The sequence below is a fragment of the Myxococcus sp. AS-1-15 genome (assembly GCF_020037055.1).
GTDB lineage: Bacteria > Myxococcota > Myxococcia > Myxococcales > Myxococcaceae > Myxococcus > Myxococcus fulvus.
Genome location: NZ_JAIQDF010000020.1, coordinates 1 through 14961 on the forward strand (window position 1 = coordinate 1; position 14961 = coordinate 14961).

At 69.7% G+C, this 14961-nt stretch carries 11 protein-coding genes; 5 read left to right on the plus strand and 6 right to left on the minus strand.

All coding sequences use genetic code 11. The annotated features are described in order from the left end of the window. The 3 genes from K8625_RS37715 to K8625_RS37725 all read left to right on the plus strand — a co-directional run. On the plus strand, positions 1-1733 hold a 1733-nt coding region (locus tag K8625_RS37715), incomplete at its 5' end, for a methyltransferase (protein WP_223785422.1). Positions 1734-1770: 37 nt separating this feature from the next. Next, entirely contained in the window at positions 1771-2460 is a 690-nt protein-coding gene (locus K8625_RS37720) for a DUF2071 domain-containing protein (RefSeq protein ID WP_223752066.1), read from the plus strand. After that, entirely contained in the window at positions 2457-3425 is a 969-nt protein-coding gene (locus tag K8625_RS37725; RefSeq protein ID WP_223785423.1) for an alpha/beta fold hydrolase, read from the plus strand. Before K8625_RS37720 ends, K8625_RS37725 begins: the two co-directional genes overlap by 4 nt. A 51-nt stretch (positions 3426-3476) precedes the next feature. Here K8625_RS37725 and K8625_RS37730 read toward each other — a convergent pair whose 3' ends face one another. The 4 genes from K8625_RS37730 to hrpA form a co-directional block, all read right to left on the minus strand. Further along, on the minus strand, positions 3477-5315 hold the full coding sequence (locus K8625_RS37730; protein WP_223785424.1) for an AMP-binding protein: 1839 nt from the start codon (positions 5313-5315) through the stop codon (positions 3477-3479). A gap of 21 nt (positions 5316-5336) precedes the next feature. Next, positions 5337-6143 (minus strand): enoyl-CoA hydratase-related protein, encoded by an 807-nt coding sequence (locus K8625_RS37735; protein ID WP_223785425.1) that lies wholly within the window; start codon positions 6141-6143, stop codon positions 5337-5339. Positions 6144-6338: 195 nt separating this feature from the next. Further along, a complete protein-coding gene (locus tag K8625_RS37740) occupies positions 6339-7604 on the minus strand; it encodes a hypothetical protein (protein WP_223785426.1) in 1266 nt (421 codons plus the stop codon). Positions 7605-7659: 55 nt separating this feature from the next. Continuing rightward, the gene (gene hrpA / locus K8625_RS37745; protein ID WP_223785427.1) at positions 7660-11370 is read right to left on the minus strand and encodes an ATP-dependent RNA helicase HrpA; all 3711 of its coding nucleotides are present in this window, start codon (positions 11368-11370) and stop codon (positions 7660-7662) included. Positions 11371-11448: 78 nt separating this feature from the next. Here hrpA and K8625_RS37750 point away from each other — a divergent pair, with 78 nt between their 5' ends. Beyond that, positions 11449-11937, plus strand: a complete 489-nt coding sequence (locus K8625_RS37750; RefSeq protein WP_223785428.1) for a hypothetical protein — start codon at positions 11449-11451, stop codon at positions 11935-11937. A 55-nt stretch (positions 11938-11992) separates the two neighbouring features. On the opposite strand, the gene K8625_RS37755 is transcribed toward K8625_RS37750, so the two are convergent. Then, entirely contained in the window at positions 11993-12763 is a 771-nt protein-coding gene (locus K8625_RS37755) for a hypothetical protein (protein WP_223752060.1), read from the minus strand. A gap of 130 nt (positions 12764-12893) precedes the next feature. Between K8625_RS37755 and K8625_RS37760 the strand changes: the two genes are divergently transcribed. Then, on the plus strand, positions 12894-13271 hold the full coding sequence (locus K8625_RS37760) for a type II toxin-antitoxin system PemK/MazF family toxin (protein ID WP_223752059.1): 378 nt from the start codon (positions 12894-12896) through the stop codon (positions 13269-13271). 1 nt (position 13272) lies between these two features. Here K8625_RS37760 and K8625_RS37765 read toward each other — a convergent pair whose 3' ends face one another. Next, entirely contained in the window at positions 13273-14901 is a 1629-nt protein-coding gene (locus K8625_RS37765) for an LVIVD repeat-containing protein (RefSeq protein ID WP_223785429.1), read from the minus strand. Positions 14902-14961: the final 60 nt, after the last annotated feature.

Genomic DNA, 14961 nt, shown 5'->3' on the forward strand with positions numbered 1-14961 from the left:
AGGTGGGCCCCGCGCCGGTGTTGGTGGGGATGGGGAGGCAGACGCTGGAGGAGGAGGGGCTGGAGTGGGTGGCGAGTTTGAGGAAGGGGAAGGGGGAGTGGGAGACGGCGCTGGAGGCGCTGGGGGCGCTGTACGTGAAGGGGGTGGAGGTGGCGTGGAGCGAGTACGAGAAGCCGTACGCGCACCGCACCGTGTCCCTGCCCACCTACCCGTTCCAGCGGCGTCGCCACTGGCACGCCGAGCCCGTGCCCCAGCCGCGCGTGTCGTCGCCGTCCACCTCGTCGTCCGTGGTCCGCGTGGCCTCGCAGCTCCAGGCCTCGAGCGAGCTGGGCAGCGTGGGCGTGGCGGACGTGTACTCCGACTTCGGCCGCTCCTTCGAGCGCTTCAACACGCGAGGCCAGGAGCTGTACCTGCACTGGGCTCCGCTGCGTGAGGTGCCCAAGGGCTTCTCGTGGCTCAAGGTCTTCTACCCCGACCTCTTCCCCGAGGACGACCACGTCCACTTCGAGCACGTCTACGGCGAGGCGCTACGCGAGCTGCGCTCCGTCACGTACCGCGCGGTGGACTTCTCCTCCATCCGGCGGGTGCTCGACATCGGCTGCGGCTACGCGTCGGACCTCATCGACCTGGCGAAGAACCACGCCCACCTCAAGCTGGACGGCTACAACATCACGCTCGCGCAGGTGGAGGCGGGCGGCAAAAAGGTGAAGGAGCGCGGCCTCCAGGACCGCGTGCGCCTGTTCAACCGCGACAGCTCGAAGGACGAGTTCCCGGACCAGTACGAGCTCATCCAGGCGTTCCAGGTCATCCATCACATCGAGGACAAGCGCGGCGTGCTGGCCAACATCCAGCGGCACCTGGCCAACGGAGGCCTGTTGGTCGCGTCGGACATCGTCTCCACGGTGGACGAGACGCTGCGCCACGAGGAGTCCGAGGCGCACCTGCTGCCGCGCAAGGAGTGGGCGCAGCTCTTCGCCGAGGCGGGGCTGCGCATCATCGGCTGCGTGGACCTGAGCCGCGAAATCAGCAACTTCTTCGATGACCGCGAGTACGACGCGTCCATGGCGCGGCTCAAGCAGAACATCACCGCCGCCGAGAGCGCCTTCATCGTGGGCCCGCACATGCTGGGCAAGCTGCTGGGCACGGGGCTCGCGCAGTACCTGGTGCTCACGCTCCAGAAGGAGCCCTTCCTCAGCCGCGACGTCCTGCTCTCCATGAACCAGCGCTACCTGGACGCGCCCCAGGCCTACGCGGACATCGTGGCCCACGCGGACGCGGAAGGCCGCTTCCCGCTCGAGGCGCCGCGCTCGGCCAGCACCGCCGCCGCCGTGCGCTCCACGCAGTCGACGGGCGGCCTGTCGCTGTCCGCGGACCCGGCGCAGGCCCGGGGGCAGCTCAAGTCGTTCCTCGAGGAGCGCATCCGCAAGGTCCTCCAGCTCGCGAAGGAGGACACCGTGGCGTTCGACTCGACGTTCATCTCGCTGGGCTTCGACTCCTTCACGGGCCTGCAGCTCAAGAACGTGCTCGAGAAGGAGCTGGGCGTGTCGCTGCCCATGTCCCAGCTCTTCGAGGACCTCAGCCTGGACGCGCACGTGGACCGGATGCTCGCGAGCGTGAAGCGCGCCGCGCCCGCCGCCGAGCCACAGCCGGCCGCAACCGAGCCCACCCTGGACGTGGACGCCATGTCCGAGGACGAGGTCAACGCCCGGCTCCAGGCCCTGCTCAAGTCCTAGTCGTCATCCCGCTTCCACTCCTTCCAAGGAAAGAACCATGAGCCTCAAAGACCTCCCCATCACCCTCGCCGGCAAGCTGCACGACATCGAAATCGTCCACTTCACCGTGGACCTGGAGGAGATGAAGCAGCACATCCCCTCGCAGCTGAAGGTGCGCTCGGTGGGCGGCAAGTCCGTCGTGTCCCTGGTGAACGTGACGCCGCACCGCATGGGGCCCCAGTTCCTGCCCCCCGTCATGCGCCCCACGTATCAGGCGTTCCTCTTCCGCACGCTGCTGGAGGACGCCGAGTACAACGAGGAGAAGAAGGACAAGGGCCTGTACTTCACCGCGGTGCGCTCGCCCAGCTTCATGGCGCGCACGGGCCTGAAGCTCTTCACCGACATCGTCATCGAGTCCTGTGTCACCACGCGCACCGGCAACCGCGTGGACCTGCGCACCGGCGACCGCTTCGTGCGCTACGAGCTGGATGACCACGCCCCGGTGACGGCGGACCCCGAAATCGAGGACATCGCCAACACGTTGGACCGCGCCTACACCGTCAACGCGGACGGCGTGGTGCGCCGCGTGGTCATCGAGCGCTACCGCTGGCCGCTCAAGCAGGTGGCCTGCAAGGACTTCGCGACCAACTTCTTCAAGTCCGCCGAGCCGCGCGCTTGCTACAAGGTGACGGAGATCATCGACTACATCTGGAAGCCCTTCGAGGTCATCGCGAGGCCCCGGGCGTGAGCGGCCCGCTGCCCTACTCGGGGTCCGAGTACTGGAAGAACTACCTGCTGCGCTGGTATGGCGGCGAGGAGACGCTGCGGCAGTGGACGCGGCACGTGCGCGAGAGCACGTACCGCGGACAGCACCGCACGCACGCGCTGGACATCTACCCGGGAGCCAGTCCCGAGCGGCCCGTCATCATCCTGGTGCCGGGCTCGGTGTCCTACGGGCGGCTCTTCGCCTACCCGGCGCTGCTGCTGCGCGAGCTGGGCTACAACGTCATCACCTTCGACTTCGAGGGCTGTGGCCTGGACCGTCAGGGCCTGGGCGACTACACGCTCGAGGCGCACGTGAAGAACCTGGTGGACGTCATCCAGCGCGCGCGCCAGGAGTTCAAGGGACCCGTCGTCACCTTCGGCCTGAGCTTCGGCGGCATGACGTCGTATCTCGCCGCCGAGCGCACGCCGGTGGACGTCATGGCCTGGTACGCCTGCGTGGACCCGAGCGACCGCGAGTTCATCCAGACGGAGTTCAGCCCCGGCAAGGCCATGCCGCTGGTGGTGAGCCTCTTCCGGGGGCTCGCGAAGCTGATGCCGAAGGTGCGCGTGCCGGTGAAGGCGTTCCTCCAGTACTCGCGGCTGTCGGACTCGGCCGACTTCAACGACGCCTACGGCAAGGACCCGCTGGTGGGGGGAAGCTGCACGCTGAGGGCGATGGTCAGCGTGATGTCCGACTACCGGAAGAGCGTTCCGTTCGGCGCCGCGCGCTTCCCGTTCCTGGTCATGCATGACCGGCAGGACCGGATGTTCCCCATGAAGTACAGCCGCAAGACGTACGAGCAGCTCGGGGACATCCCCAAGGCGTACGTGGAGCTGGCGGGGCAGGGCCACTGGCCCACGTCGCCCGAGGGGATGAAGGCGCTCATCGCCCCGCTCGACACCTTCCTCCAGGGCCTGCCCCTGGGCGCGAGGGCCGTGGCCACCTGAGTCCCGCGGGAGGCCGAGGCCGGGGGCGTACATGCACCCGGCCTCGGTGTCTCACGCCAGGACGAGCACGCGAGCGCCGGGCTCGGAGGCGAACAGCTCCCGCACCAGTCCCGCGCGGTTCTCCCGGACGACGCGCTGGTTGATGGAGCCCTTGTCCGTCAGCTCGTGCGTGTCGAAGGACGGAGGCTCGGCCACCAGCAGCAGCCGGCGGATGGCGTGGGACGAGCCCGGGAAGGCGCGGTTGTGGCCCTCGAGCGACTCGCGCAGCCGGTTCAGCACGTCCTCGCGCGCGTGCGGCGGCGTGTCAGCCGGCGCGGGGCCGAGCAGGGCGGTGATGGCGTTGGGGTTGAGCCAGGCCATGACGCCGACGGCCTCTTCCCCGAGCCCGCAGATGACGCAGTCGGAGAGCAGCGGCGCGGCGGTGGTCAGCACCTGCTGCCTCAGGGCGCTCGCGGCCACGCGGGTGCCGGTGTTGAGCTTGAAGTCCTCGGCCAGCCGGCCCGCGAAGACGAGCCCCGCTTCGGGCCGCGCCGGGTCCAGGAAGCGCACCGCGTCGCCCAGCTCGTAGAAGCCCTCCTCGTCGAAGCCCTGTCGTCCCGTGGGCTCGGCGTCGTGTCCCGGCGTCACCGTGGGGCCCTTCACGCGCAGGGCGTGGCGGTCATCGGTGGGCACCAGCTTGAGCTGCACGCCGGGCAGGGGCAGGCCCACCAGGCCCGTCTCGTCGGTGGTCCAGTGCACCTGGGTGATGCACTGGGTCTCGGTGGCGCCGTAGATGGTGGTGAAGGGGATGCGGTGGCCCACCGTCCTCACCGCGAGCGCCTGCAGCTCGTTGGCGACGGGGGTGGGCAGGGCGGCGCCGCCGTAGGCCATCGTCTCCAGTCGGCGGAAGAAGGCCTGGCACAGCTCGGCGTCGGTGCGCAGCGCGTCCACGAGCATGCGGAAGGCCACGGGGACGGAGGAGAACTCCGTGGGGGACACGCTCTTGATGTTGGCGATGGTCTTCTCGAAGAGGCCGGGCATGGGCCGGCCCTCGTCGAGGTAGACGGTGGCTCCGCGCAGGAGGTTGTGGTTGAAGCCGATGTTGCCGCCGCCCACGTGGCTCCAGGGCATCCAGTCGAGGATGACGGGCGCGGGGCGGTCCGAGGCGGGCATCTCCAGCGCCGCCCAGCTCGCGAGCTGGTGACACATCATCCCTTGAGTCTGCGCCACACAGCGGGGCTGCGCGGTGGAGCCGGAGGTGAACATCCACTTGGCCACGGTGTCGTGGTGGATGCGCTCGATGGAGTCGTCCACGGCGGACGTGGGCTGTGTGTCCAGCCACGAGGACAGCCGCGAGTGACGGGGCGCCGTGGGAGTGCCCGTGGCGGTGACGACCTCCACGTCGGAGAGGTCCAGGGCCTGGAGGGCCTTGGCGAAGCGGTCCGCGTCATCGGTGTAGACGATTGCGGGCCGGCACACGGCGAAGGCGTGGCGCAGCTTGCCGTGGTCCGCGCTCCAGAGCGAGAAGGGCACGCTGATGGGGGCCACGGGGACGCGGGCCATCATGGCCCCGAGCATCACCACGGCGAACTCGATGGAGCTGCCGGAGAGGATCATCACCGAGCGGCCCTCGGGCAGCGCGCGAGAGAGGAGGCCCTGCGCGAAGGCGCGCGCCTGCCGGTGGACGTCCGCGTACGTGTGCTGTCGCCACGAGCCATCCGGCGCGCGCTGCGCCAGGAAGACGCGGTCGGGGATGGCGCGGGCCTGCCGGGCGAGGACGTGGACGATGCTGCGCTCGACGTCCTCGTACGAGTAGCCGCTCTCGAGCAGCAGCGAGCCATCCGGGCGGGACTGGACGCGCACGCTGGGGCCGCGCATGGCGAGGGGACGGTAGGGGGTGTTCGTCGTCATGGGTGTGGGCTCCAGGGGCTCTCAGCGACCGACGAAGCGCGCGGGGCGCTTCTCCAGGAAGGCGCGGGGACCCTCGACGGCGTCCTGCGTCTGGTAGATGGGCTCGGCGATTTCGAGCTCCCGGCGCAGGGCGTCCTCGAGCGGCAGGCCCAGGCACTCGCGCACGGAGCGGCGGATGAGGCGCACGGCGACGGGGCCGTTGGCGGCGATCTGCTCGGCGAGCTGGAAGGCGGTGGGGAGCAGCTCCGCGCGCGACACGACGCGGTTGAGGAAGCCGAGCTCGAAGGCGCGGGAGGCGGGGATGAGCGCGCCGGTGAGGAGCATCTCCATCGCGTGGGCCTGGGGGAGCTGTCGGGGCAGGCGCACCGTGGAGCCGCCCGCGGGGAACAGGCCCCACTTCACCTCCTGGAGGCCGAACGAGGCCTCGTGACAGGCCACGCGCAGGTCGGTGGCCTGGGCCAGCTCCATGCCGCCGGCCACGGCGTGGCCGTTGATGGCTGCGATGACGGGCTTCTCGCAGTCGAAGTCGCGCAGGATGGCCTTCCACCCGAAGCTGCGGTCTGCGACGAGCGCCTCCTCGAAGCGGTCCTGCGGCTTGCGCGCGCCGGAGAGCAGCGGAATGGTCTTCACCAGGTCCGCGCCGGCGCAGAAGGCCTTCTCGCCCGCGCCGGTGACGATGCCCACGCGCAGGTGCTCATCCCGACGCAGCCGCTCCCAGGCCTCGGCCAGCTCATAGGCCATCTGCGCGTCGATGGCGTTGCGCGCCTCCGGCCTGTCCAGGGTGATGAGCGCCACATGGCCTTGCACGTCGAAGCGGACTGTCGCCATTCGGGATTCCTTGCACGAGGATGAGTCCCGAAGACTAGCTTCTCTCGCAGTGAAGTCGTGCGGCATGAGCGCACGAATTCATGGCGCGCCGTGGCAAGGCGCGTGGTGACAGGCATTGGGCCATGAGGTGGCGATGACCCCGACGAGGGCCTCGCGGCGAGGACTGCCCGGAGTGTGCCGGGCAGCCCCGCGTCGCTACTTCGTGGACGCGTCGGGTGCGGGGGCTCCAGCAGGGGCCGGCGGGGCGACGACGGAGACCTTGCCCTCATCCTGCTGGAGGGTGTGCGTGCTGCCCGGCGTGTAGCGCTGGAACTCTTCCAGCGATGCCGGGACGTAGGTGATGGCGGGCGCGGCGTCGCCGTGGAAGCGCACGGTGTACTTCGCCTCGCGGGTGTCGCGCTCCTTCTCGCCAGAGTGCAGGGCCTTGGCGGGCTTGAGCTCGGCGTCGGTCGGCCAGTGCGTCTGCACGGTGGTGCCCTGGGCCTTCACGTCCCGCTCGTGCGTCCAGCGCCACGCCTTCCAGGTGTACCAGGTGGCATCGCGCGGCACGCTGCGGTAGCGCGGCTCCTTGCGGGTGCGGCGCTCGTCGACGTAGCGCGGCTCCTTGCGCGTCTTGGTCACGGAGCAGTAGCGCGTCTTGCAGCGCTTCTCACCACCGGTGCAGGTCGTCTTGCAGGTGGCGAAGCCGTTCTTGTTGCTGGTGCAGGTCTCCTTGCACTTCTCGGGCGTGGTGGTGCAGTCCTCGCCGCAGGCCTCCTTGTCGCGGTAGGTCTCGGTGGTGAAGCCCTTCTGGACGCGCTCCGTGTAGGAGACGGTCTGGTAGCCGTCGAGCACCTGGTCGTCGTGGTGATGGCGCTTGCCCTGGGCCTTCACCTGGAGGGCGTCCTCCGGCCGGTCCTCCTCGAAGCCCTCCTCGTCCACCAGGCGGTAGCGCTCCACGCTCACGGTGTGCTCCCAGGCGACGTCCTGGACCTGGAGCGCGCGAGTCCACTCGGGGCCCTTGGCGGCGGTGGTGGCGGCGGCGGCTTCCTTCGTCGTGGACGACGAGCCGCTCTGTCCGGCGATCATCGCGGGGCAGCAGCAGAAGAGCGCGAGGCCCAGGAGGATGTAGCAGCCGATGCGGCGGGGCTTGCTCTTCCCGGTGGGCAGCTCGGGAGGAGGCGGCACGGAGTCGGCGGTGCTCGTGCCATCGACGGCGGAGGCGCCGCAGTTCTTGCAGCCACCGTCGAGGGCGCGCTGGTCGCTCTCGCAGTAGGCGCAGCGCCAGTTGGGGCCGGAGGTGGCCATCCTGAGCAGCGCTTCGTCCGTCACGGTGACGGCGGAGGCGGTGTCCTCCGGCATCTCGTACTGCTCGCTGCCGTCCTTGGCGTTCTTGCAGCGCTGGCACACCATGTGGCGGCCGAGGTTGCGGTGGTTGCAACTCGAACAACGCCAGAACATCTCAATATGCCGCTCCGACATCTTGGTGTTTTCCCCCTCGGGTGAATACAGCCGAGCGGAGCGGCCTATAACAGCTCTATCGAAGCGCCGCGAGCGCCGCGCTGACCTTCGCCACTGTCACTGACACGGGCGTCGTCACCTCCGGCGCGAAGATGGCCACGCGGAGCTCCTCGAATGCCCACCGCAGCTCCTGCGCCGCCTCCTGGTCGCGCACGGTGGCGCTCTTGGTGAGGAAGGTCTCCCACAGGGGCGTGAACGGCGCGGCTTTCCCTGCGTCCTTGCCCGGGTTCGCCACCGCACGCGACAGCCGCGCCTGCGCCGCGCGCAGATAGCGCGGGTAGTGCATCAAGCGTGAGAAGGGGATCCACTCGATGAGCTTCGCGGGGAACAGCTGCGCGAGCTGCGAGCGGATGTCCCGCACGGCCGCCGCGCCGCTCGGCCCCTTGGACGCCGTCTTGAGCGCCGCGAGCGTCTGCGCGAGCTCCCCAGACGTGACGATGACCGCGTTCGCCCAGTCCCGTGCCTCCTGCTCGATGCGCGGTGAGCCCTCCCGGAGCAGCGTGTCGAACGCCGCCTTCGTGCGAGGCAGCGGCGCGCCCGGCGCGAGCTTGAACGCATCATCGACTGCGCGTGCGAGGACGAGCGCCTTGAACGCCTCGGCCTGGCCCCGCGCGGGCGGTGCTCCGTCCAGCGACGGGAAGGGCTGCGGCATGCGCGAGGCGCTGACGGCCACGTGCCCACGCGCGGCGAGCATCAGGAGCCGCCGGACCCCCGTGCGCGAAGCCGCATCGGCGGCCGCGGACGTCTCCAGCAGCACCAGGTCCACCGTGGCGCCCCGGTCGACGAGCGCGGGATAGCTGCGGACCTCGAGCCCACCGACCCGCCGGGTGACCACGGAGGGCAGCTCCCCGAACGTCCACGCCGTCAGCGCCTTCTTCTCCCAATCCGAAGTCGGCGCCGAGCTGCGCAGCACGGCCCGCGCACGGCCTCCATGCTGCTCGAGCAGCGCGTCGGCGTCGCGGCTTCGCGCCAGCTCCTTCCCCTTCTCGTCGAGCACCCGGAGCGTGAGGCGCAGGTACGGCGCCACGGCCTCCGCCCGGAATGCCTCCTCGGGCACCTCCACGCCAGTCAGTCGGGACACCGCGCGCGCGAGCGCCGGAATCATCGGCCCGCGGAAGGGCACCAACTCCTTCGCGAGACGCTCGACCAGCTCCGGCAACGGCCCCAACTGCTTGCGCTGCGCCCGGGGCATTTCATCGAGGAGGGCCGTGATCTTCTCCCGATGCCACCCAGGGATGGTCCAGTCCAGTTCACCCGGGACCATCTGGGCGAGCAGCAGCAACGGCACACTCAATGTGATGCCATCGTCCTCGGCCGAGGGGTCGAAGGTGTACGTCACCGGCACGGACGCGCCGTGCAGACTGATGGCATCCGGGTAGTTCGCCGGAGACAGCCCCGGGTCGTACGCGAGTGCATCCTCCATCGTGAGCACGAGCACGTCGGGGTCGGCCGCCTCTGCCTTGCGACGCCAGACCTCGAAGGCGGCGCCGTCCGTCACATCCTCCGGCAGGCGCTTGTCGAAGAACGTCAGCAGCGCCTCGTTGTCGAGCAGCTCGCTCTTGCGCGCCTTGTCCCGCAGGCTCGCCACGCGCTCGAGCACCCGGCGGTTCTTCTCCTGGAACGCCCCTCGCGAGCGGTACTCGCCCCGCACCAGGGCGTGCTCGATGAACATCAGGCGCGCCCGCTCGGGGTCCATGCCCGCCAGGGCCACGGGCCGCTCCTTGAAGACCGGGAGCCCGAACAGCGTCGCGCTCTCCTTCACGACGGCGCGCGCGGACTTCTCCGACCAGTGCGGTTCGGAGTAGCTGCGCTTGAGCAGGTGCGGCGCCGCCTCCGAGAGCCACTCCGGGTCCAGCTTCGCCGCCGTGCGCGCGAACAGCTGGGACGTCTCCACCAGCTCGAACGCCATCACCCAGGCCGGGGGCTTCTTCGCGAGCGCCGACGAGGGGTGCACCATGAAGCGCGTCTGCTTCGCGCCCGTGTAGTGTCGCTGCTCCGGATTCCACTGGCCGATGCGCGACAGGAGCCCGGTGAGGAGCGCCTGGTGCAGCACGTCCCCGCGCACCGGCGCGCCCTTGCCCTTCTTCGGCAGGCGCAAATCCCGGACGGTCTCCTCGAGCTGACGCTGGACGTCCCGCCACTCGCGGACCCGCAGGAAGGACAGGAAGTTGTCCCGGCACACCCGCCGCAGATGGGACGTCCCGCGGCTGTCCGCCTCGCGGATGAAGGCCCACAGCTTGAGCAGCCCCGTGAAGTCCGAGTGCTCGTCACGGAATCTCGCGTGCAGCGCGTCCGCCTTCTGCGCCAGCTCCCGAGGCCGCTCGCGCGGGTCCTGCAGGTTGAGCGCCGCGGCGACGATGAGCACCTCGTCCTGACATCCGTACTCGGCGCCGGCGAGAATCATCCGCGCGATGCGCGGGTCCACCGGGAAGCGCGCGAGCTGGTGCCCCAGGGGCGTCAGCGTGCGCTCCTTGCCCTCGATGGCCCCGAGCTCCTCCAGCACCCGCCAGCCCTCGGCGATGGCCTTCGGCTGGGGCGGGTCGAGGAAGGGGTAGTCCTCGACGTCACCCAGGCCCAGGGACTTCATCCGCAGGATGACGCCCGCCAGCCCCGTGCGCTTGATTTCGGGGTCGGTGAAGGCGGGCCGCGACGTGAAGCTCGCCTCGTCGTACAGGCGCACGCAGATGCCCTCGCGCACGCGGCCACAGCGTCCCTTGCGCTGGTCGGCGCTGGCCTGCGAGACCGGCTCGATGTGCAGCCGCGTGACGCCCGAGCGCGAGTCATAGCGCGACAGGCGCGCCACCCCCGTGTCCACGACGTACACGATTCCCGGGATGGTGATGGACGTCTCCGCGACGTTGGTGGCGAGGATGACGCGGCGCTCGGGGATGGAGGCGAAGACCCGCGACTGCTCGGAGGCGGACAGGCGCGAGTACAGGGGCTGCACCACCGTGCCGCGGAGGTTGCGCGCGTTCAGCGCGCTCTCGGCCTCGCGAATCTCCCGCTCACCCGGGAGGAACACGAGCACGTCCCCGTCCGGGTCGAGCGAGAGGACGTTCGCCACCGAGTCGGCGACGGCGTCCGCCAGCTCGTCGTCCTCGGGGGGCGGCTCGTAGAGCACGTCCACCGGGAAGGTGCGGCCCTCCACCTGGATGACCGGAGCGCCTCCGAAGAACTGCGAGAATCTCTCGGTCTCGATGGTGGCCGAGCTCACCACCACCTTGAGGTCGGGGCGCCGGGGCAGGAGGCGCTTGAGCCACCCGAGCAGGAAGTCGATGGTGAGGCTGCGCTCGTGGGCCTCGTCGAGCACGATGGTGTCGTAGCGGCGCAGGAGCGGGTCGCTGTGGATCTGCGCGAGCAGGACGCCGTCGGTCATGAACTTCACGGCCGTGCTCCGGGACGAGCGGTCCTCGAAGCGGATCTGGTAGCCGACGTCCGTGCCCAGCTCCGTGCCGAGCTCGCGCGCCACGCGCGCCGCCACGCTGGTCGCCGCGATGCGCCGGGGCTGGGTGACGGCGATCTGCCGAGGGCGGCCACGCCCCATGGCGAGCAGTATCTTCGGCAGCTGCGTCGTCTTCCCCGAGCCGGTGGCCCCCGCGACGATGACCACCTGATGGGCGGAGATGGCCTTCGTGATGTCCTCCACCCGGCTCGAGATGGGGAGCTCGGGGGGGAAGCGCAGGGTGGGCTGGCCGCCAGGGGGCGGAACGGGTGATTCGCCGGACATGGCCCCATGGACTAGCACTGAAGCGCCCGCGGTGCCCCTGACGAATCGTGTGGGAGCCTGCTCGGCCGGCGCTCCAGGATGCATCCCGCCCGCGCCATCCCGTATCGTCGTCGGATGACCCCGGGGCGAACCCTCACCGACCTGATGGCCGAGGTGTCCAGCCGCGCCCGTGACTGGGACTCGGTGCAGGAGCTTGGCGTCGCGCCGGAGACGGTCGTGGCCGCCTGGCTGGAAAGCGACGACCCGGTGGCGATGCTGCACCTGCTCGTCGCGCTGCACCCCCAACGCGAAAAAGAGAAGTGCCTCGAGCTGGCGACCGCGCTGTCGTTCTTCGAACCCATGCGGGAGCTGGCACACGTGATTCGTCGCTGGAGCAGCGGCGCCGTGCCGACGAACGGTCAGTCCCCGTTCTACTTCATGCGGCTCTTCCAGCGGCTGAACAGCTCCTTCCGGTGGATGGAGGAAACGACGCGGTCAGACCTCGAGCCCAAGCTCGTCGCGGCGATCCGCGCCGCGTTCCCGGACCCGTACACGCTCGACGGGCCCGCCGCTTCGGGTCCAGGGTGAACACCTCAGACCGCGAGAGGGCCCGTGCAACAGGCCCTCCCGCGAGAGTTTTCACCTACCAGATGCAGGAGAGCCCGGAGGACATGGTGGGGAACGCGGAGAGGGCCCCATCCGGGACCACGCCGTGCGTCGGATGGGAGGTGGCGTGCTTGCGCAGGCCGGGGGTGCTGCTGTTGATGTAGCCCACCGCGTAGAGGGTGCTGCTGGAGCGCTCGCGCAGCACGGCGCCGCAGAACGGCTCGTTCGAGACGCTCGCCAGCGTGCCGAGCGGAACCGTCTTCACGCTGCCGTAGCCACCGAAGTAGGCGATGTCGGAGGGGTCGGTGAGCAGATACTTGGAGCCGGCGACGAACAGGTAGACCTGGCTCGTCGTGCGCTCCTGGACCAGCAGGCTCTTGACGTAGGTGAAGTCGATGAAGGGGTCGGTCCAGTTGCTGTTCGGGATGTTGTGGACTTCCTTCCAGTCATCCCAGACGTCCAGCTCCGTGGGGTTGGGAATCCACCAGTGCTGCTGACCCACGACGACGTAGATGGGCGTGGTGCCAATCTGACGGAAGAGGGTGCCGTCCATGGGCACCTGTGTATACGAGTCGATGGTGGCCTGGGGCAGGGGCACCAACGAGCGGCCCGAGTAGAGGCTGTGCTGCGCCGGCGGGATGAAGAAGCGCGCCCCGCCCGCCACGTAGTAGCGGTTCGAGGTCTCGATTCCGAGCAGGACGGTGCCATCCGGAGCGGCTACGTAGCCGGCGAAGGCCTTCGCTCCGAAGAGGCTCAGGCTCAACACGAGCCAGCGGGTGATGCAGGCGAGGGAGGATGTGACACGCACGGATTTTTCTCCTGACATGAGGGGGATCTTCTGATGGGTTCCGCCGCGCCCGCTCGGGCCGGCAGGGGGACTACGAAGGCGGCCCTCCTGTCTGGTCATGCCTCCGGGCTTCGCGGGAGATACTTGCGCCATGACGACCATCCCCGACACGTCGCGAATCGACCGGGGCGACCTGTACTGGCTCGCGCCCGATGCCTCGCGAGGCCCCGCGCCGGCCTACTCGCATCCGTACGTGGTGGTGCAGGAGGACGTCTTCAACCACTCGCGAATCACCACGGTGGTGGTCTGCGCGCTCACCTCCAACCTGCACCGCGCCGCCGAGCCCGGCAACGTCCTGCTGGAGCCCGGCGAGGGCGGCCTCCCCCGCCAGAGCGTCGTCGTGGTGTCGCAGATCGAGTCGGTGGAGAAGTCCCGCCTCGGAGCGCGCATCGGCGCGCTGTCCGAGGCGAGGGTGGAGCAGGTCCTCGCCGGCCTGCGCTTCCAGCAGGCGTCGTTCTTCCGGCGCTAGCTCAGGGCTCGTTGAAGATGAGCAGGCCGCGCGCGGTGTCCACCACGTAGACGTGGCCGTCGCCCGGCACGCGGATGCCGATGGCGCCCTCGAGCAGGTTGTCGGTGCGCTCCGGGTCGTCCTCGCGGAAGGTGTTGAAGTGGGCGATCTGCTTCGGCTGGGGAGGAATGGAGACGTCCAGCACGCGCAGGCCCTCGTGGTAGTAGGCGATGTACAGACGCTTGTCCTTGAGGACCATGTTGTGGATGGACGTCTGGTTGCGCAGCTTGTACCGGCCGATGAGCGGGATGTTCGTGGGGTCGGTGACGTCCAGCACGCGCAGGTGGGTGCCCTGGTATTCGCCGCCCTCGAACGCGATGGTCCTCCCGCCGAACGTCCCCACCGCGCCCGCGTGGCTCATCGACGTGCTGTTGTCCGACGCGAAGGTGTACGCGCCCAGCTCCTTCGGGTTCATCGCGTCCTTCACGTCGAAGACGACATAGCCCGAGCTGAAGTGGTTGACGTAGAGCCGGTCCTGATAGGCGAAGCTGTCGTGCGCCGAGGGCAGGTAGGACGTCGTGTCGGACACGACGATGCGGTTGAGCAGGGTCGGCTCGAGCGGCCGGGAGATGTCGAACAGCAGCGTCTCCCCGTGGGCCGAGGGACCGGGTGACACCGCGTACAGCCGGTCTCCCTCGACGAAGAGCGTGTGGACGTTGAGGGGCGGGCCGCCGGGCACGTTGCGCACGAAGGTGGGGTTGGCGCGCTCGGTGATGTCGAAGACGAGGACGCCCGTGTCCTTGCTCGCGACGTAGAGCGCGTCACCGCGCGTCCAGGCCGCGTTCCAGTAGGAGTCTCCGGGGAGGGATATCTTCTTCGTCAGCACGGGGCGGGCGCGGTCGCGGATGTCGAAGATGGTGAGGCCCCCCGGCGTCCGGGAGCCCCAGGGGACGGACACGACGTAGGCGTGGTGCCCGTCGACATAGACATCCACCGGCTGTCCGGGCGTCACGAAGGTCTCGGAGAGCAGCCGCAGCCCGCCCGAGGACTCGGCCTCACCCCGCCCCCACGTCATCCGCGCGGCCTCGAAGGTCCCGGTGCCGCCCACCTTGCCGTTGGTGCAGCGGGCATAGCAGCCCGTCACATAGCCGGGGCGGGAGACCTGACAGCCCAGGAGCGCCACCTGCCGCTGGGCGTTCGCGAGCTCGAAGCGGCTGGTGAAGTGGAAGCGGCCCGTCAGCTCCTGTCGGGTGAGGGGCCGCTCGTCCATCGTCCCCGCCCCTCCGCCCCGGGGCACCCTCACGCTGACGAAGTCCGGGTACGCGTCCTGGTTGCGCAGGTCCACCAGGTAGATGCCCTGCGGGTCCAGGGTGGCGAGCGAGGCCGTGTCGCACTTCGACACGTCGAACAGCGCGGGCGAATCACAGTCGAACGTCGTGCCGCGGGCGACGGTGGCGGTGCAGGGCGCGTACTCGCCCGGGTCCTCCCAGTCCGTGGGGTCCACCAGCGGCGTATAGGTGCCGTCCCACGGGTCCACCGGCGGAGGCGGAGGAGGTGGCTCGGGCTGTCTGGGTTTGTCGTCCGAGCAGGCGAAGCCCAGCAGCATGAGTCCAACGAAGATGGTGCGGACGGCGGGTGACTCGAGGGCCATGAGGGTGAGGCTCCTGTCGAGAGGCGACGTCCGGGGTGGACGCCCGCGCCCGTGGGGAAG